Origin of the sequence: Luteibacter sp. dw_328 (assembly GCF_018449605.1) — a bacterium.
GTDB lineage: Bacteria > Pseudomonadota > Gammaproteobacteria > Xanthomonadales > Rhodanobacteraceae > Luteibacter.
On the sequence record NZ_JAAVUW010000001.1, the window covers coordinates 816,984 to 835,871 of the forward strand.

The window sequence follows — 18,888 nt, forward strand, 5'->3', positions numbered from 1 at the left end:
TCATGTCTGATCTGCAATCGCAAGACTACGTACGCCGCTCCGCCACGACGATGACGCCGCCCGCGGCGCGCAGTCATGAGGACCAGGTGGCCAAGCTCATCGACGTGAGCCGCTGCATCGGGTGCAAGGCCTGCCAGTCCGCCTGCATGGAGTGGAACGACCTGCGTCCGGAGATCGGTCACTTCGAAGGCTCCTACGAGAATCCCATGGACCTGGGGCCGAGCGTCTGGACGCTGATGAAGTTTGCCGAGTACGAGAACGAACAGGGCAACCTCGAGTGGCTGATCCGTAAGGACGGCTGCATGCACTGCGAAGATCCGGGTTGCCTGAAGGCATGCCCTGCCCCGGGCGCGATCGTCCAGTACGCCAACGGCATCGTCGACTTCATCAGCGACAAATGCATCGGCTGCGGCTATTGCGTGAAGGGGTGTCCGTTCGACATTCCCCGCATCAGCAAGACGGATCACAAGTCGTATAAGTGCACGCTGTGTTCCGATCGCGTTTCCGTGGGCCTGGAACCCGCCTGCGTAAAGGCCTGTCCCACCGGCGCGATCATGTTCGGCTCCAAGACTGACATGACGAACTGGGCCGGCGAACGCATCGAGGACCTCAAGTCACGCGGGTTCGAGAAAGCCGGGCTCTACGATCCGCCGGAAGTCGGTGGAACGCATGTCATGTACGTTCTGCATCACGCGGACAAGCCATCGCTGTATTCGGGTTTGCCCGACAAACCGCGCATCAGCCCGGTCGTCGAAGTGTGGAAGGGCATTCTCAAACCGCTGGCGGTGATCGGCATCGCGATGGCCGCCGTGGGTGCCTTCTTCCACTGGACCACCATCGGCCCGAACGAAGTCACCGATGAAGACGAGGCCGAAGCCGCCCGCGTGCTGCGTGAAAAAGAGGAGGAGTCGACATGACCCGCCCGGCGAATGCCATCACCCGCTATACCACCTTGAACCGCGTCAACCACTGGATCAACGCGGGCCTGTTCATCCTGTTGGTGCTGTCCGGCCTGTCGATGTTCCACCCGATCCTGTTCTTCCTGTCCGGGTTGTTCGGCGGAGGCCAGTGGGCGCGCGCCGCGCACCCCTGGTTTGGCGTGCTTCTGGTGATCAGCTGGATCGGCATGATCATCCAGTTCTGGCGCGCTAACCTGCCTTCCAAAGACGATATCGCCTGGTCGAAAGCGATTGTCCACGTCGTCGCCAATGACGACGAGCATGTACCGCCGATCGGCCGCAACAACAGTGGCCAGAAGCTGGTGTTCTGGTCGATGACACTGCTTATCCCCGTACTGTTCGTCACCGGGTTGCTGATATGGGAGGTGTATTTCGGCGAGGCCACCTCGATCCCGGTGCAGCGCGTGGCCGTACTCATCCATAGCCTGGCCGCGATTTCCGCCATCCTGGTCTGGGTCGTCCATGTCTACGCGGCCATCTGGATCCGCGATTCCGTGCGCAGCATGACCCAGGGTTACGTCACGCCCGGCTGGGCGTGGCACCATCATCGCAAGTGGTTCTACCAGTTGGCGGCAAGCCGTCGCGTCAGCAAGACCACGCCCAGGAAGAATCCGTGAAGCAAGCCGAGGCACCACCCGACGCGTCCTGGAGCGGTCCCTCTCACCCCGGGGTCAAGTCTCCCTCACCCATCGTGATGCCGGACCCGGCGCGGCGCTTCGCCGCCACAGCGGCAAGGCTGGACCACCTTGCCACCGGCCATCCCATGGAGCCCTGGCTGCGCTTCCTGGCTCGCCTTGCCCGTGCCCAACACAGGGTGTCGACCACGCTCGCACCCGCCGGCATGGTCGATCCGCAAGCCGTCGCCCGCGCCACCGAGGCGCGCATGCCGCCGCTGGCTGCCGATGGCCACCACCGCGACGCCTCCTGGCGCGAAGGCCTCACATCCGTGCTCGATCATGTCCAGCATCCCGACGCCGACCTCCCTCCGGCCACCCTCGACGCCATTGATACCCTGCGCCATACCGACATCGCCGCACTCGAAGGACAAGCCAACAACTTCCTCCGCGGGCACGTTCCCCCGGCGGATATCGGTGCAGCCGTCTTCATCGCCGCCGCGCTGCAGGTTTACTTCACCGGCTCCGCGGCCCGTCTCGACGCCGCCGACCTCCGGCTGCTCGAGCAACGATCCCTCTGTCCCTGCTGCGGCTCGCCTTCGGTATCCGGTGTCATCACCGCTACCGGCTTGATTCCGGGCACCCGGTATCTCTATTGCTCGATGTGCTCCACCGCCTGGAACCACACCCGCACCGTATGCGTCACCTGCGGAGGCACCCGCAAGCTGACCCAGGAAGGCATCGAGGGTGATGCCGGCCTGGTCAAGCTCGAAACCTGTGCCGAGTGTCACACCTATAGCAAGCTGCTCTACCAGGTGCGCGACACTCAGGTGGACCCCTATGCCGATGACCTCGCCTCGCTCGGCCTGGAACTGATGGTCAGCGAGGAAGGTTTTGCCCGGCATGCCCCGAACCCGCTGCTGCTGACGGGAGACAGCGAGGAAGATATCGGGTAGATAATCGTGTCCATGGCCGAGCCCGACACGAATGCCCTTCGCCGCCTTCCCGCCGTCGCCACTGTGCTGGCGACCGAAGGGGCCGCCTTGCTGCTGGATCGTCACGGGCGGGTAGCCGCTACCGACGCGATTCGCCGCGTGATCGACGACGTACGGGCCGCGTTGCGCACCTCGCCCGGCGTAGCGCCGGATGCCGACGAAGTCGTCAAGCGCGCCGGAAACCTGCTGGACGCCCGGCCCGCTGGTCTGCGACCGGTGTTCAACCTCACCGGAACCGTGCTGCACACCAATCTCGGCCGCGCCGTCTTAGCCGATAGCGCCGTCGAAGCGGCCGTGGCATCAATGAGTCACCCCGTGGCGCTCGAATACGATCTCGCTACCGGATCACGGGGCGAACGTGACGACCACGTCCGCCGCCTCCTGCGTGAACTGACCGGCGCCGAAGACGCCACGGTGGTCAACAACAACGCCGCGGCCGTGCTGCTCTGCCTCAACACCTTCGCCCTGCGCCGCGAGGCGGTCATCTCGCGCGGCGAGCTCATCGAGATCGGCGGCGCGTTCCGCATGCCCGACATCATGCTGCGCGCCGGCGCCGACATGGTCGAAGTCGGTACGACCAACCGCACCCATGCCGCCGATTATCGCAACGCGATCAACGAGCGCACCGGTCTGGTGATGAAGGTGCACACGTCGAACTACCGTATCCAGGGTTTCGTCGCGGAGGTCGCGGCGCCCGAGCTCGCCGCCATCGCCGATGCGGCCGGTGTGCCGTTGCTAAACGACCTGGGTTCGGGAAGCCTCGTCGATCTCGCGCGCTACGGATTGGCAAAGGAGCCGACCGTGCGGGAGGCCGTCGAGGAAGGGGCGCGCCTGGTCACTTTTTCCGGCGACAAGTTGTTGGGCGGACCGCAGGCAGGCTTCATCGTCGGCGATCGCGCGCTGATCGCCGAGATCAATCGCAACCCTCTCAAGCGCGCGCTACGTGTGGACAAGGTACGCCTGGCAGCGATCGAAGCCACCCTCGCGCTTTATCGCGACCCGGATCGCCTCGCCGAACGTTTGCCGACGTTGCGCTTCCTCTCCCGGACGCACGCGGACATCGAAGCGCAGGCACATCGCCTGCAACCAGCGGTGGCGCAGCACCTCGACGAAGCCTTCGTCGTCGATGTCGCCGACTGCCAGAGTCAGATCGGATCCGGCGCGCTGCCGCTGGACACACTTCGCAGCGCCGCGCTGCGTATTCGTTCGCGCGGTAGCCAGGACGCACTGGAGCAACTGACAGCGGCGCTACGCGCGCTTTCGTATCCGGTGATCGGCCGTGTTTCCGAAGGCGCCCTGTTGCTGGATCTTCGTTGCCTGCAGGAAAGCGACGAGGCCTCCTTACTTGCGACCCTGGGCGAGCTGGACACCGCGGGGCTGGCCGCACACCGGCCGTGATCGTCGGCACGGCAGGCCACGTCGATCATGGGAAGACATCGCTGGTCAGGGCTCTCACCGGTGTCGACGGCGATCGCCTGAAAGAAGAAAAAGCCCGCGGGATCACCATCGACCTCGGCTTCGCTTACCTACCCCTGCCCGATGGCCAGACGCTGGGCTTCATCGATGTGCCCGGACACGAGCGTTTCGTACACACCATGGTCGCCGGTGCCGCCGGCATCGACATCGCACTGCTCGTGGTGGCGGCCGACGATGGCGTGATGCCACAAACGCGGGAGCACCTGGCGATTCTCGACCTGCTCGGCACACGGCGCGCGCTGATCGCCCTGACCAAGGCCGACCTGGCGACACCGGAACGTCTCACCGAGGTCTGCGCGCAGATTCATGAAGCGACGAAGGGGACCTCGCTTGCCGGCGCGGCGATTCTGCCTGTCTCGTCCGCCACCGGCGAGGGCATCGAGGCACTACGCGAGCGACTGATCGCCGAAGCCCACGCACTCGACGAACGCCGTCATGACGGTCGGTTCCGTCTTGCGGTCGATCGCGTCTTCACCCTCCCCGGGATCGGCCTGATCGTGACCGGCACGGTGCTTTCCGGTGTCGTGCACGCGAAAGACGCCGTGTGTCTCAGTCCATCGGGGTTACCGGCGCGCGTCCGCTCACTGCACGCGCAGAACCGGCCCGTCGAGATCGGTCGCGCGGGTGACCGCTGTGCCCTCAACCTCGCTGGGGAAGATATCGGTAAGGACGCGATCCACCGCGGCGACATGGTGCTCGATCCCTTCCTCCACGCACCGACCGATCGCATCGACGCGCGACTGCACCTGCTGCCTTCGGAACCCCGGGCCGTCGAACCCTGGCTTGCCGTACGGCTGCACCATGGCTCCGTGGAGGTCGGCGCCCGCGTCGTGCCACTCGAAGGTCAGCAACTGCGTCCGGGACAGACGGCGGACGTGCAACTGGTACTGGATCGGCCCATCGCCGCCGCCTCGCACGATCGCTTCGTGCTGCGCGACGTCTCCGCGCGACGCACGATGGGGGGCGGACAGTTCATCGACCTGCGCGCCCCGGAGCGCCATCGCCGCACGCCAGCACGCATGGCCGAGCGCGCCGCACTGGGCATCGACGATCCGCAACGGAGCCTTGCCGCCTTGCTCGACATGCCATCGTTGTCGTGGGACCTCGGCGCCTTTGCGCGTGACCGGGCGCTCTCCCCGGCGGTACTGGAGGGGATCGTCAGCGCCCTCTCGCCGCTGGTGTTCGATACGGCCGACGAACGTATCGCGATCGGTCATGCCTCATGGCAACACTTTGTCGCCGCCTTGATCGACCGTCTCGACGTGTTCCACGCGGCTAACCCGGACCTTCAGGGCATGGCGCGCGAGAAGCTCCGCAAGGCGGTAAAGCCGGAACTTCCACCCGCTGCGTTCACCATGGCCTTGCAGCATCCCGACCTCGCGGAGCGCGTCGCTCGCGACGGCGCCTTCGTGCGTCTTGCCGGCCACCTGATGCGCTTGAGTCCGACGCAGGAGGCACTATGGACCTCGGTCGCGCCCCTGCTGGCTGGCGAGGCACGCTTCCGTCCGCCCCGCGTGCGCGACATCGCCGGTGTGCTCTCGTATCCCGAGGCGGACATCCGGCACCTGTTCCATCGGGTGGCGCGGATGGGACGCGTGGATGAGGTCAGTCACGATCATTTTTTCCTGCGTACAACCGTCCACGAGATGGTACAGATAGCGGCCGATATCGAGGCCCATGCAGCGGATGGCTGGGTGACGGCCGCGCAGTTCCGCGACCGGCTCGACGGCGGCCGCAAGGTGGCGATCCTCGTGCTGGAGTTCTTCGACCGGCACGGTGTTACGCTCAGGCGCGGCACGTTACGGCGAATCCAGCCGCGTTACCTGGACCTGTTCGCGCCAGATACGTAAGGTGCTGCAACGTGGAAGAGCATCGTCCCCGGTGGGGCGTCCGGACTTCAAATCCGGGTGAGGCAGCCAGTCTGTCTTGGGTGGGTTCGACTCCCATGCTCTTCCGCCACCTCACGCCACATCGATACCCGGGCTCCCGGCCGTGACCGTGCCGATGATGCTCGCGTGCGGATAGCCCGCTTCCTCGATCATGACGCGCACGGCAGCGGCACGCTCTGCCTTGCAGGCGACGAGCAGGCCACCCGAGGTCTGCGGGTCGGTGAGCAGATCGCGACGCCATGAGGGCATCTCAAGATTCAGCGTCACGCCCTCGCCATAGCTTTCCCAGTTCCGCTTCGAGGCGCCGGTGATGAAGCCTGCCTCGGCCAGGGCGGCGGCCTGCGAAAAAAGCGGCACACGCGCCTCGTCGATCGCCAGCCGCACGCCGCTGCCGCGCGCCATTTCCATCGCGTGGCCGAGGAGGCCGAAACCGGTGACGTCGGTGACGGCATGCACGTCGTCGTCTTTGCCCAGTTCGTGGCCAATGCGATTGAGCAGCGTGGTCGAGGCAATCATCTCGTCATAGGCGTCCTGCGCAAGCGACTGCTTCTTGAACGCGGCGGAGTAGATCCCCACGCCGATCGCCTTGGTCAGGATGAGCACGTCACCCGGTTTCGCGCCCGTGTTGCGGCGCACGTTCGACGGGGTGCACAGGCCAATCGCTGCGAGCCCGTAGATCGGCTCGGCCGAATCGATCGAATGGCCACCCGCGATCGGAATACCTGCCTCGGCGCAGACCGCTTCGCCACCGGCAAGGATGGCGCGAACGGTCTCGATGTCGACCTTGCCCAGTGGCATGCCGAGAATGGCCAGCGCCATGATCGGCTTGCCGCCCATCGCATAGACGTCGGACAGCGCATTGGCGGCGGCGATCCGGCCGAAATCGTGGGGATCGTCGACCACCGGCATGAAGAAGTCCGTCGTGGCGATCACGCAGGTGTGGTCGTCCACCTGCCACACCGCCGCGTCGTCACTGGATTCGGTACCGACGAGCAACTGGGCGAATGGCAGGGTCGCCGGCTTGTCGGCGAGTAATTGCCGAAGCACCGACGGTGCGAGCTTGCAGCCACAACCGCCGCCATGGGCAAGTTCAGTCAAACGGGTACAAGTCATGGAAAGCTCCACCAAAGTTGCGCTGGCGCGACGGAGGGGTCATGCGGCAGGATAACCATAGACGATTTTCGGGGGGATGCCATGTCCGTCGCTCTGCGTAGCGCCCGTACCGTGCGCTGGTCCGTCTTCCTGTTGCTGGCTGTCGTCGGCCTCTTCTACGTGAAGTGGTTTCCGTACTACGGCCGCGCCTTCGACGCCGCGGCGAACCATTCCATCGGCAAGTCCATCCTGATGGGCGACGCGTCCACCGCGCCGGACCCGTCCTTGAGCGCCGCCCTCGGCTATGCCGTTGCTTACGGAAAAGCCATCTGGAAGGCCATGGTGCTCGGCCTGCTGCTCGGTTCCGGCATTCAGGCCCTGATCCCGGCGAATTGGGTTCAACGTGCCCTGGGCAGGCCGGGCTTCGCCGGCACGGTAGCCGGTGGTCTGATCGGCATACCCGGCATGATGTGTACGTGTTGCGCCGCACCCGTGGTCGTGGGGCTGCGCAGGCAGCGGGCCGCCACAGGGCCGTCGGTCGCGTTCTGGCTGTCGAACACCATGCTCAATCCGGCGACACTGGTGTTCACCGGCTTCGTCCTCGGCTGGAACTGGACCCTGCTTCGCGTACTGCTGAGCATTCCAATGGTCTTCGGACTGGGCTACCTCGCGAACCGGTTCATGACCAGGGACACGACGGCGCCACTCGAGGCCTTGCCGACCGAAGTCGAACACGAAGCCTCATCGCTGGCCGATGTGGGCCGCCGATGGATCACGGTGTTCGCCCGCATGACACTGCGATTGATCCCCGAATACATCGTGATCGTGCTGCTGCTCGGCGCCGCGCGCGCCTGGATGTTCCCGCACATCGGCCCGGAGATCGGCGAACAATGGTTCTGGATCGTCGCGCTGGCCGTGGCGGGCATGTTGTTCGTCATTCCCACCGCAGGTGAAGTACCCATCGTGCAGGCGATGCTCGCCCTCGGCATGGGGGCCGGACCTGCCGCAGCTTTGCTGATCACCCTGCCGCCGGTCAGTTTGCCCTCGATGGCGATGCTTGGCCGTTCCCTGCCCTGGCGCCTGCTCGTGTCGCTTGCGGCGGCGGTGGTGGGCTTTGGTGTGCTGGCCGGGCTGATAGCCTCGGGTCTCCAGATGCATTGATCTGCATTACGTCCGTACTTCGACCCATTGGCTGCGCCAGGCGGGCGCATCGAACGGATCGGCGAAATACTGCGTCTCGTGCGCTACCTTGCCGTCGCGAAACTCCATGATGCTCACGGTGAAGGCGCGCTTGCCCTGGTAGGTGATGATGTACTCGGTCACCCACAGATGGTCTTGCCCGACGATACGCCGCACCTTGAACCCGGAGGGCTTACCGGGATGATGGCTGCGAAGCGCCTGGAGGTTATGCCGCCCGTGAATCACCTCGCCTGACTGCGGATACTCGCAAACCGCATCATCATGGTAAATCTCGTGTTCGGCGAATTGATCGCCGCTGGCGGATGCCGCCCAGTGCTGGTCGATGGCCGATCGGATGCTCTGCTCGTTCATCCCGCACCTCCCGTGAATAAGCCTGGCTGCTTGTTCGCACGCTAGCACCTTCGCCCAGAGGCGGACATCAACCGAAAGTATGTCCGGGTGGCACGCTACCGAGTCGCCTGCGGAGCGATACTGCAGAGGTCTGTCGAAGAGGTCCCCCGAATGAACACCCTCGCTTTCTTTGCCGCCGGCATGATCATGACTGCCACGGTGAACGCCACCACGCTACCCGCCAGCCATGCGACGACCACCTACCATCGCGTCACGGTCGACGGCGTCGGCGTGTTCTATCGCGAGGCAGGGCCCAGGGATGCGCCGACGCTGGTGCTGTTGCACGGCTTTCCGTCGTCGTCGCGCCAGTTCGACAGCCTTATTCCGTTACTTGCCACGCGCTACCACCTGATCGCGCCGGACTATCCCGGTTTCGGTCAGAGCGACGCACCGGATCCGTCGACGTACGCCTATACGTTCGATCATCTCGCCGAAACGACCAACGGGCTGCTCGAGCAGCTTGGCCTGAAGAAGTACTCGCTCTACCTGCATGATTACGGCGGTCCCGTCGGTTTTCGGATCATGGTGAAGCATCCCGAGCGCGTGCAGGCGTTGATCGTCTCCAACGCCAACGTTTACCAGGAAGGGCTCGGGAAGAAGTGGGCGCTTATCGCGGAGTACTGGAAGGATCCCAAAGCCCACCCGGAGGTTTTTGCGAACTTCGTCTCGCAAGCGGCCACGGAGCAACGTCACACGCTTGGCAGCTCGCATCCGGAACGCTACAACCCCGACACATGGACCGACGAGTTCGCGCACCTGTCACGCCCGGGACAGCAGGAGATCCAGTCGGCGCTGCTGTACGACTACCGGAACAACGTGGCCTCGTATCCGGCCTGGCAGGCGTGGCTGCGTGCGCACAAGCCGCCGACCCTTGTCGTCTGGGGCAAGAACGATCCCTCGTTCATCGGCCAGGGCGGCGAAGCGTATCGACACGACGTTCCCGACGCCGAAGTCCACCTGGTCGACGCCGGTCATTTCCCCTGGGATGAAAAGGTCGACGAGATAGCCACGCTGGTCCTGGCCTTCCTCGACAGGCAGCCTCGCTGAACGCGGCGTGCCGGCAACCGCCGGTCGGGGCGCCTGACGCTTATACTAACCGACTCGTTTGTTTCACTACGTACCCAAAAACATGTTGAGAAGCGACCAAGTTCTTGTGACCGTCGGCACGGCCTGCACCCTTTCGGCAGTGGGTTCGACGGAAACCTACCAGGCCCTGGTGGCCCGGTCGGATGAATTCCTTCCCCTCGCGGCATTCGATGCCGGCCTGGTGGATATCGACCCGGAGGCGGCCAGCGCCGTCGACGGCATGCGTTGGGCAACGGGCGAACACGCCGGCGAGCCGGTCACGCTGGACGAACTGAAGCAGCTGCACGGCGAGTCCCTGCGCGCCAACAGCGGCATCCGGCACGTACCCGGTGTGCGCGAACTGGCCCCGCGAGTGGTCACCGACATCGCCGCGCCGCTTCCTCACGATCTGGAAACCGTCGGCCTGCGGCGCCTGGCAGGCCTGCGCTACGAGGACATCCGCGCCTCGAAGCTCAAAGACATGCACGGGCTTTTCCAGGACGACGCCTTGCTCAGCCCTTCGTTGCAGGCGCAGCTGTTTGCCTACGGCGCCCTGGGCGCCCTGGCCGGCCTGCCGCGCCCGCTTTCGGAACTCGTGCCCAACCCGTTCGACTTCCGCGTGGCGTCAGCCACCGCGTTCGGCGGCATGGATGCCCTCGCCCAATGGCTGCGGCCGGATGCGCCGTTGCCCGAAGGCGGCATTCCCAAAGACACCTTCGCCGTACGGCTCTCGCACTCGCTGGGCTCGCATGGCCCCGCGCTGGTGTCGACCATGCTTTCGCCGAGCTACAGCATCAGCCGGGTACTGAAGAATCCGGAGCTACGCGAATCGCTGCGCTCCGACGATATCGGCTACACGCGCGTGCCGCAGGCGCCGATGACCGCGGTGGGTGCCTGTGCCTCCAGCCTCATCGCCCTCGCCGATGTCGCGCCGCAGATGCTGTTCGACTATCCCGGCTTTCATAAGCCACAGATGGTGCTACTCACGGCGGCGGATGCCGCGTTGCAATCGCGCTACGGCATCCTCGAAGCCTTTGGCGGCGGCGCCCTGATGACGGGCGACAAGCTCGCCGCCAAGAACGCCGCGCATGCCGACGGTAACGTGCGCAGCGTGCACGATTCGCTCGCCCCATTCGATGTCGACGCCGACGGCACCGTGGTCGGCCATGGCGGCTCGGGCCTGCTGGTGACCACACTCGAATTCGCCCTGCGCAACCAGCTGGATATCACGTCCATCATCGTCGGCTGGGGCCAGAGCGGCGAAGCCGGTGGCAAGGCGCACTTCGCGGGTGTCGGCTTCGGCGGCGAAAACGCGCTGGTCCAGGCACTCGACATGGCGTTCCAGGGTCACGGCTACGGCGTCGGCGACTTCCAGTACATGGCGGCTCACGCCACCGGTACGCGCACCAATTCGAAGACGGACCTGGGCACGGCGCTGGCGGGCCTGCGTGGCGCGGCTCAGAGGCAAGGCCTGACCGGGGAACTGCCCAAACTCGTGGTCGGTACACCGAAGGCGGTCGGCGATGGCCACACCATGGGTGAGACCGGGCTGAAAGCCTTGTCGCAGGCCCTGCAGTTCGTCCTGGGGCGTACGGCGCCGGGCGTACCCACGCTGCGTCGACTCGATCCTGATCTTGCCGAGATCGCCAGTCACTTCCACCTGCAGGCCGAGCCGTCGCCGGGTAACGCCGATGGTGGTGCGATCTGCGCGACCCAGGGGTTCGGTGGCTACAACGGCGCCGTGGCACTGCGGTCGGCCACGGCGGAAGCCTTCGCGCGGTACGCGTGCGATGCCGAGACACTGGCAACGTATCTCGCCGCGTGGCCGACGATCCGCAGCGAGCGCGAACAGCGTGAGCGGGTGGCGCGACGCGGCCCAAAGCTGGCCCTGTCGATGGCGGAAAAGCATCGGTGGATCGGGCTGGACTGAGTTACGGCGTGGCGTTCGCGGCACGATACTGCGAACCCATGACGTGCGACGGCACACGATTGGTCACTGGCGCGGCCTTGAGCCGCGCCAGTGACGCTGCATCGTGCTTGAGGTGGGCGTCGAGGAACCAGAGCGTGTACCGCGCAACCCACGCATAGCCGGCACCGCCTTCTTCCCACGCGTAGCCGGGTTTTTCGTCCTCGACATCATGCGTCGGCCTCCGCTCGAGCATCGAGCTGAATTGCTGGTGCGCCATGGGAAGCATGTTCACGGTCAGGAGGTCGCCGCGCTTCCACGCATTGAGCACGCTTGGGCCGACGTTTTCCGGCGCACTCAGGTTGCTGGCGATCTGTTCGAGGGTAATTTCCCCTTCGGTGAAGAACAGCAACGGGATGGTCATCTGCTCGGGATGCACGTAACCCGCCTGCTTAACCAGGCCGGGGAAGTAACGCATGCTTCCGTCCAGCGCGACCAATGCGTCGATGCGCTGGTCGCGCGCCGCGGCGAACAGATTCGAGATGCCGCCCCAGCTGAATCCGACCACGGCGACTTCGGACACGTCCGCGTCGGGCAGCGTCTTCGCGTACGTGATGAGAAAGGAAATATCGCGCGCCTGAGCCTCGATACCGGGTACGTCGTCGGTCATGTCACGGGTATTCGCGCCCATGCTGGGACTGGCGATGACCACGTAACCCTGGCTTGCGAGGTATTCGCACAGATCGGCATTCTCCCACGACACCGCTGAATCACTCGCCGCGTAGATGACGACGGGAAAACGCCCAAGAGCCGCTGGCACATCCCGCGCAGATCGCAGGGGTTCGGTAAGCGACGAACCGAGCCGTGACATCCACTTGGTAAATAGCTCGGGCTTCGGGTCGCCGGCCGCTGCCGGATCGGAACGGAGTTCCGAGAGTGTCAGATGGACATAGTCGTCGACGGTCATCGGCCGGGACGCATTCGGTAAGGCTGGATACCAGACCAGGGTCTGCAACGCTCGGGTATGCCCCTTCGCAAAAGGGCGCGACGCGTCGAACTGATCGACTACCCGCAGGCCGACAGGATACGAACCCGGTGGTTCCGTAAATCTGAAGTGCGACGCCTGCGCCGTCGCAGCGGTCGGGACGCATAGGACCATAACGACGAGCGCGAATAACGTCCTCGAAACCATGGCGACCCTCCTGTCAGGAGCCGAGTATCGCCGCTCGCCCTCGCATCGGAACCTGCTGGAAGTCATCGGTGACTTCACACACCTTCGATTGACGGGCCCCCGCGCATCGCCGAGGGTTGAAGGTATTGTCCTTGCTCCGGTCCATCGTATGCACCGTCATGCCGTTCGCCTCGCCCAGGCCTTGCTCCTGTTTGCCATGCTCGCCTCCCCGCTCCTTTCCGCCCAGGACGCGGCGAGCCCGGCCACGACCCTTTCCCCGGCCGATGCACAGCGGGCCGCCGATGTCCTGCAGGATGCACACAAGCGCGCCGAAGCGATCCGCACACTACAAGCGATAGCGGCTGGCGCCCCGGCGCCCGCCTCATCGGCTGCCGCTCACCCCACGCCTGCTCGCGTCGCTGTTCCGCCCCCGGCCACTACCGCAGCCACTTCAGCAGCCATCCCCTTGCAGCAGGACGGCCTCATCGCCCGAATGCTTCGCCACATCGGCCAGTGGGAAGATGGGTTGGGCGGGCAGCTGGCGCAGCTTCGCCATGTCGTCGGCGAGCTTCCCGCGGTCGCCCGGCAGACGACGAACAACCTGGCGAGGGGCGATCAACGCGAGCTGGTGGGACATCTCCTGCTCGTGCTCGTGATCGCGTTCGGTGTCGGTCTCGCCGCCGAATGGGGCATGCTGCGCCTCCTCGCACGGCCGCGGCGCGGACTCACCGAGCACGCGGACCAAGCCGACCAACCCGCGCCCGCTGCCGAGGCGCCCAATCACACCAACCACTGGCGCACGCTACGCCACCTGCCGTTCGCGCTGGCGACGCTGCTGCTCGATCTTCTTCCGGTCGCTGTGTTCTTCCTCTTCGCCGGGCTCTTGCTGCGCTGGATGACTGACGACCCGCAGGTGGCCGACATCACCAGCGGCTTTGTCGATGGTTACGTCACCGCGCGCATCGGCATGTCCGTGCTGCGGCTGCTCGTCTCGCCCGTGGGTCACGGCCTGAGGCTCATCAGGGTCGGCGAGCGCACGGCGCGGAGCGTTCTCGTCTGGTCACGCAGCATCCTGATCGTCGGCACGGCCGGGTTCGCGCTGGCCAACGCCCTGCATGAACTGGGCGCGTCCGACGAGCAGCGCCTCGCCTTGATCAAGGCCGTGTCGCTCGTGATCCACGTTCTCTTCGTCGTGCTCCTCTTCAAGGTCCGGCGGCCCGTGGCGGCGGCTATCGCGGGCTCATCGGACGCGGTGGGAACGCTCGCTACCGTGAGGCATTGGCTGGCGCAAGTATGGGCGGTCGTGGCGGCCGTGATCGTACTTGGCGCATGGTTCGTCTGGGCGCTCGGGGTCGAAGACGGCTTTCCCAAACTACTGCACTTTGTCGGCGTCACGGCGGCCGTCCTGGTGGTCGCGCGTATCGTCGCGGTCCTGGTGCTCGGCGGCGTGAGCCGTCTGTTCCAGCCTGCTGGCCAAAACGACAGCGACAGCGCTGCAGAGCGTGCCGCTGGCCGGATGCGCGCCCAGCGCTACTACCCGCTCGTGCGCGCTGTCGTCACCGCGATCCTGACGGTATGTTCCATCATCGCCCTGTTGCAGGCCTGGGGTGTGGACGCACTGGACTGGTTCTCCGGCGGAACGATCGGACGCAGCCTGGCATCCGCACTCATCACCATCCTGGTTGCCGCGACCATCGCCGTGTTGGTATGGGAGGCCGCCAACGCGGGTGTCGAGCGGCGCCTCTCGCGCTGGAAGGACGCGGGCGACTTCGTGCGCGCCGCGCGCCTTCGCACCCTGCTACCGATGCTCCGCACCTGCCTGCTGATCGCCATCGTCCTCATTGTCGGACTGACCGTACTCAACCAGATTGGCGTCAACACCACGCCCTTGCTGGCGGGTGCCAGCATCATCGGCGTCGCGCTTGGCTTCGGTTCCCAGAAGCTGGTGCAGGACTTCATCACGGGTATTTTCCTGCTGATGGAAAACGCGATGCAGGTCGGCGACACGGTCACGGTCGGCGATGTATCCGGCACGGTGGAATATCTTTCGATACGCACGGTGCGCCTGCGCGGCGGCGATGGTTCGCTCTATATCGTTCCCTTCAGTTCGGTGACGACGGTGAACAACAGCAACCGCGGCCTGGGTAACGCGGCCATGCGCGTCAGCGTCGTTTACGAAACCGATGTGACACGAGCGATCGACGAGCTCAAGGCCATCGGCGCGAGCCTGCGTGCCGATCCGGCCTTTGCGCCGCAGATCCTTGCCGATATGGAGGTTTGGGGTGTGGATGCGGTAGACGGGGGCATGTTCACCCTGGCCGGACAGATCAGCTGCACCGACAAGGGTCGCTGGGGCGTCCAGCGCGAACTGAACCGGCGGATCCTGGAGCGGTTCCGCGAGCTTGGTATAGTCCTGTCGAATCCGCGCACGAGCCTGCTTCTGGAGGAGAAGCCCGTTACGCCATGAGCCCTGTCGACCCGAACCCTGCGACCTCAGCCCACCTTCCGCTTTCCGCGGAACGGCGAGCGTCGGGCGTTATCGGCATCCGTCCCTTCGAGCTGGGCTGGACCGATGCGCGCGTGCCGCCAGCGATTCTCCTCACCTATGAGGTTGACGCGTTCGATGTTGCTGCCTTCGCGCAGCATCGCATCGATATGTCCGACAGCATCGGGCGGAGTGTGAAGAAACGGCAGGCTGAGTTTTTCATGGGGAGGTTGGCTGCGAGGGATGCGGTGGCTGGAGTCTTGGGGGCGCATCGCCATCAGGACGGGCAGATTGGGGTGGGCGAATCGCGGCAGCCGGTTTGGCCGACGGGAATGCTGGGGAGCATTACGCATGCGGGGCCGTATGCGGCGGCTGTTGCAACCGCCTCCACGGGCATTAACGGTATCGGGATCGATATCGAACGGCGCATTGGGGCGGAGACGCGCGAATCCGTCGAGGGGACCGTGCTCACGCTGACCGAGCAAGCGTTGCTGCATGCGCTTGCCGGCGACGTGTCCTACGAGATGCTGCTGACCATCGCCTTTTCGGCGAAAGAGAGCTTCTTCAAGGGCAGCTTCGCCACCGTGGGGACGTATTTCGACTTCGACGCCGTGGATCTCGTGGCGCTGGATGCTCGCGCCGGCACGCTCGAACTGATGCTCACGCGCTCGCTGGCACCCGCCCTGCCCCAGGGCCGTCGCTTCGCGCTGCGTACCCGATCCATCGATGCCGATACCATCCTCACCAGTTTCGTGTGGTGAGAACGGTAGCGCTCACGCCTCGACGTGAGTCAGCACGATCTCGTTCTGCCGGTTCCTCACCGCGAACCAGATCCGCCAGAAGTACAACACGCCAATAGCGCCTTCGAACGTCGAGCCGATGACCCAGGCCGTCGGCAGGAATTCGGGATCGCCCACATGCCCCGACGTGATCAGGTAAACCGTTGGGATGCTCAGGACCCACATCAGGACGAACCGGGTCACGAAAAGGAACCGCGTCAGGCCGAAGGCCTCCAGCACCGCCGATCCCGTCATCGAGAAGGCGAAGGCGAGCGAGTACGTCCACAGGACCTTCGATGTCGCGAACGAAGCCCGCCGAATCTCTTCAGGCTTGCCATCGAGGCCGAACGGGTTCAACAACAGGTCGGGCGTAACGATCTGGAAGAACGAGATGACCGCGATGTAGATCAACTCGATGACCAGCGTGACGAGGATGATCCTGGGAATCTGCGTGTAATCACCTTCGCCGAGCGCATTGCCGCACAGCACGCTGCAACCGATGCCCAGGCCCAGCAGCGGAATGACGCCCATGTAGCTAACCGTCAGGTTGACGTTATTGGCGGCGAGCGCAATAGCACCGAGGCCGGCAATGATCCAGATGAAGGCGGCATTGCCGAAGTTGCCGATGCCCGCTGTGACGCCAAGGGCGAATCCTTTGCGGATGCGCGGCAGCACCTCGCCAAGATGAACACCACGTGCGACGACCAGCGCCCTCACCCGCGACCACACCTGGGCAGGCATGTAGATCAGATAGAGCGCCATCATGGCCACGGTGCCGAAAAGGGTTCCGAGGGCCGAACCGCGTATGCCGAGCTCGGGCAGCCCGAACTTACCGAACACAAGGCCGATGGTCATGACGACCCCCACGGCCTGGCCGATAAGCCCGACGACCAGGGTGATACGGGTCTTGCCGATGCCGTTGAAGTACGAGGTGAGCGCCATGTTCATCGTCATGACCGCGCCAAAGAAGGCGGACCAGTAGAGGAACTGCGACTCCAGGGCAGTGATCACGGGCGGCCGGTTGCTCAGGAACGGAATCAGCTCGATGAGGGGCGCCAGGAGCAACAGCACCACGGAGAACACCACGCCGACGAGAATCCCTATCGCCGCCTGGTAGGCGGCCTCCGTGTGGCCCGAACGTCCGAACGCCTGCGCGACGCAGGACCGCGAGAACCCCACCACCGCCGCAAAGAACCCGATGATGGCCATGGCGGTGTAAATCGCGGGTCCCGATGCCGCCAGGGTGTCGCTCGAATACCTCGCCAGGCAGATGCGATCGACCAGCATCATGATCAGGTTGCCGATCATCGAGCCCATCAGCGGGATGGAGACGGTCAGGACGCGCCTGGCGATCCGCAGGTTGGAGGCCGTCTGTTCAGTGGGCAAGGCCATGGCTCAGCCCGGCCTGCGGAGCTTAAGACGCACGGGCACCGAACTGGGTGCCATGAAGAAGTTCAACACCTGCTTCGCCGGCGGCGCATCGGCGTCGGCTTCCAGTTCGAAGTGCCGCATGATCATCGACACCACGATCTTGATTTCGGTCAGCGCAAGGAACCGCCCCGGGCACAGGCGCGCGCCACCGCCGAACGGGAACAGCTTCCGTGAGGGATCTTCCTCCTTCGGCGGTCGATGCTCGAAGATCCAGCGCTCGGGACGGTACTGCTCGTGCTGCGGGAACTGCGTTTCGTCGAGACCTTCCCCGGCCGTCGAGACGATCACCGCCGTGTTCCTGGGGATGAACGTATCGCCGACAACACAGTCAGCGTTGCTCACCATGCCGATATACGGCGCCACGGCCCTGAGCCGCTGCGCCTCGCTGTGTGCGGCTTCGAGATACGGGAACTGCTTCATCATGTCCCAGTCGCGTACGAGCGTTGCCTCGCCGAGCACGGCATCCACTTCGGCGGTCAACGCGGCGGCGGCAGCAGGGTTACGGGCCAGGAGAATGAGCATCCAGGCGATGGAATTGGCCGTCGTGTCTTCGCCGCCGATCACGCTGAGGATGGCATTGCTGACCAGTTCTTCATCGGTGAAATCCGATTCCGGATTGTCGCTCGCGGCGATCATCGCCTCCAGCATGTTCCCGGGCTTGGCCTGCAGCTGTGCCTGCTGTTTCATGCGCGCACGGGTGTTGTCGATGAATTCGGTCACGGCCTGTTCGATTTCCATCGACGACTGCTCCGCTTCGCGGTCCACCGGCAACTTGAAGTACTTCCAGTAATGGAACGACGCCGTGGTGCGTTGACCGAGGCGCTGGAACATGTTGTCGATATTGCGCTGCAGGGGGTTGCCATCGTCGTTGACCGCGTCGATGTCATGCCCCATCGCGATGCCGACGATCGTGTCGAGCGCCATGGCCTTGAGGTCGCGGCGCAGGTCCACCGGCTTGCCATCGGCCAAAGCTGTCTTCCAGCGCTCGAGCATCCGTTCGGTCATCACGACCATGGTCGGGAAGAAATTGCGGATCACCTCGGCATTCAGCCCGGCCATGACCAGCTTGCGCTGCTTACGCCACGTCTCGCCTTCGGCAGTGAAAACGCCACCGATGTTGAGGTCGTTCATGATCGTCTTCAGGCCGCCGCTTCGCCGGAAACCCTCCGGGCGCTCCCGCAGCACGTTGTTGACGGTAGTAGCGTCGGAGACGATCACCATCGGGTTACCGAAGACATTCAGCCGGAACATGGGCCCGAACTCCCGGACCCACCCCGTCAGCCTGAGGTGCATCTGACGGCCGCTCAACTGCAGTGCGTTACCGACGAACGGATGGCCTGCCGGGCCCGGCAGGTCTTCGATCCGGCGCGAGTAACTGAGGGCTGGCACAGCGGCATTCGTGTTCATGTCCATGCTCGGCTTCCTGGTCAAGGCGG

The 18,888-nt window shown here is 64.9% G+C and carries 15 protein-coding genes and 1 tRNA gene; 11 read left to right on the plus strand and 5 right to left on the minus strand.

What is annotated here, in order from left to right; translation table 11 throughout:
* Positions 1-2: 2 nt before the first annotated feature.
* From fdxH to HB634_RS03635, 6 genes are all read left to right on the plus strand, one after another.
* A complete protein-coding gene (fdxH, locus tag HB634_RS03610) occupies positions 3-917 on the plus strand; it encodes a formate dehydrogenase subunit beta (RefSeq protein ID WP_063570793.1) in 915 nt (304 codons plus the stop codon).
* Complete coding sequence (locus tag HB634_RS03615; protein ID WP_213947576.1) at positions 914-1,576, plus strand: formate dehydrogenase subunit gamma; 663 nt, start codon at positions 914-916, stop codon at positions 1,574-1,576. Before fdxH ends, HB634_RS03615 begins: the two co-directional genes overlap by 4 nt.
* The gene (gene fdhE / locus HB634_RS03620; RefSeq protein WP_063570791.1) at positions 1,573-2,529 is read left to right on the plus strand and encodes a formate dehydrogenase accessory protein FdhE; all 957 of its coding nucleotides are present in this window, start codon (positions 1,573-1,575) and stop codon (positions 2,527-2,529) included. Before HB634_RS03615 ends, fdhE begins: the two co-directional genes overlap by 4 nt.
* Before the next feature lie 3 nt (positions 2,530-2,532).
* Positions 2,533-3,966, plus strand: a complete 1,434-nt coding sequence (gene selA / locus HB634_RS03625) for an L-seryl-tRNA(Sec) selenium transferase (RefSeq protein ID WP_345777463.1) — start codon at positions 2,533-2,535, stop codon at positions 3,964-3,966.
* On the plus strand, positions 3,963-5,894 hold the full coding sequence (selB, locus tag HB634_RS03630) for a selenocysteine-specific translation elongation factor (RefSeq protein WP_213947578.1): 1,932 nt from the start codon (positions 3,963-3,965) through the stop codon (positions 5,892-5,894). Before selA ends, selB begins: the two co-directional genes overlap by 4 nt.
* 13 nt (positions 5,895-5,907) lie before the next feature.
* A tRNA-Sec gene (locus tag HB634_RS03635) sits at positions 5,908-6,003 on the plus strand.
* Between the two features lie 2 nt (positions 6,004-6,005).
* Here HB634_RS03635 and selD read toward each other — a convergent pair.
* Positions 6,006-7,046, minus strand: coding sequence for a selenide, water dikinase SelD (gene selD, locus HB634_RS03640; RefSeq protein ID WP_213947579.1), 1,041 nt, complete (start codon positions 7,044-7,046; stop codon positions 6,006-6,008).
* An 81-nt stretch (positions 7,047-7,127) separates the two neighbouring features.
* Here selD and HB634_RS03645 point away from each other — a divergent pair, with 81 nt between their 5' ends.
* A complete protein-coding gene (locus tag HB634_RS03645; RefSeq protein WP_213947580.1) occupies positions 7,128-8,186 on the plus strand; it encodes a permease in 1,059 nt (352 codons plus the stop codon).
* A 6-nt stretch (positions 8,187-8,192) separates the two neighbouring features.
* Here HB634_RS03645 and HB634_RS03650 read toward each other — a convergent pair whose 3' ends face one another.
* Positions 8,193-8,576: a nuclear transport factor 2 family protein gene (locus HB634_RS03650; RefSeq protein WP_213947581.1), complete on the minus strand. Its 384-nt coding sequence runs from the start codon at positions 8,574-8,576 to the stop codon at positions 8,193-8,195.
* 150 nt (positions 8,577-8,726) lie between these two features.
* On the opposite strand from HB634_RS03650, the gene HB634_RS03655 reads away from it, so the two are divergent.
* Both HB634_RS03655 and HB634_RS03660 read left to right on the plus strand, forming a co-directional pair.
* Complete coding sequence (locus tag HB634_RS03655; RefSeq protein WP_213947582.1) at positions 8,727-9,662, plus strand: alpha/beta hydrolase; 936 nt, start codon at positions 8,727-8,729, stop codon at positions 9,660-9,662.
* Positions 9,663-9,744: 82 nt separating this feature from the next.
* The gene (locus HB634_RS03660) at positions 9,745-11,610 is read left to right on the plus strand and encodes a hypothetical protein (RefSeq protein WP_213947583.1); all 1,866 of its coding nucleotides are present in this window, start codon (positions 9,745-9,747) and stop codon (positions 11,608-11,610) included.
* Position 11,611: 1 nt separating this feature from the next.
* Here the strand turns inward: HB634_RS03660 and HB634_RS03665 are convergent, their stop codons facing one another.
* Complete coding sequence (locus HB634_RS03665; RefSeq protein WP_213947584.1) at positions 11,612-12,778, minus strand: dienelactone hydrolase family protein; 1,167 nt, start codon at positions 12,776-12,778, stop codon at positions 11,612-11,614.
* 148 nt (positions 12,779-12,926) lie between these two features.
* Here HB634_RS03665 and HB634_RS03670 point away from each other — a divergent pair, with 148 nt between their 5' ends.
* Both HB634_RS03670 and HB634_RS03675 read left to right on the plus strand, forming a co-directional pair.
* Entirely contained in the window at positions 12,927-15,224 is a 2,298-nt protein-coding gene (locus HB634_RS03670) for a mechanosensitive ion channel domain-containing protein (protein ID WP_213947585.1), read from the plus strand.
* Entirely contained in the window at positions 15,221-16,003 is a 783-nt protein-coding gene (locus tag HB634_RS03675) for a 4'-phosphopantetheinyl transferase superfamily protein (protein WP_213947586.1), read from the plus strand. The genes HB634_RS03670 and HB634_RS03675 overlap by 4 nt, the downstream gene beginning before the upstream one ends.
* Before the next feature lie 12 nt (positions 16,004-16,015).
* On the opposite strand, the gene HB634_RS03680 is transcribed toward HB634_RS03675, so the two are convergent.
* The gene (locus HB634_RS03680; RefSeq protein WP_213947587.1) at positions 16,016-17,413 is read right to left on the minus strand and encodes an MATE family efflux transporter; all 1,398 of its coding nucleotides are present in this window, start codon (positions 17,411-17,413) and stop codon (positions 16,016-16,018) included.
* A gap of 3 nt (positions 17,414-17,416) precedes the next feature.
* A complete protein-coding gene (locus HB634_RS03685; RefSeq protein ID WP_213947588.1) occupies positions 17,417-18,865 on the minus strand; it encodes a cytochrome P450 in 1,449 nt (482 codons plus the stop codon).
* Positions 18,866-18,888 lie beyond the last annotated feature (23 nt).